The sequence below is a fragment of the Pseudomonas sp. C11 genome, from assembly GCF_034683865.1.
GTDB lineage: Bacteria > Pseudomonadota > Gammaproteobacteria > Pseudomonadales > Pseudomonadaceae > Aquipseudomonas.
In genome coordinates, this window is record NZ_JAWIIP010000069.1 from 1 (window position 1) to 249 (window position 249).

Here is a 249-nt window from a genome sequence, read left to right on the forward strand (position 1 = left end):
GCCTGGAAAGCGACGACCGCTTCAGCAAGGATGGCCTGAGCTACAAGATTAACTACCGGGTCAGCGCCCAGCAGGGCGACTGGGAAACCCTGTTCGGCGCCACCTGGCAAGAGCGTGGAGCATTCTACGACGCCAACGACGAGCTGATCGGCGTCGCCTACCCCGGCGAGATTCAGGACACCCGCGACCAAGACCTGATGTTCAAGCTCGGTTACTGGCTCGACGACGTGCAGCACCTGCAGTTCAGTG

1 pseudogene is annotated in these 249 nt (G+C 61.4%); it reads left to right on the forward strand.

The features are described 5' to 3' along the window. A pseudogene (locus VC352_RS24950) lies at positions 1 to 249 on the forward strand (TonB-dependent receptor); the annotation flags it as partial.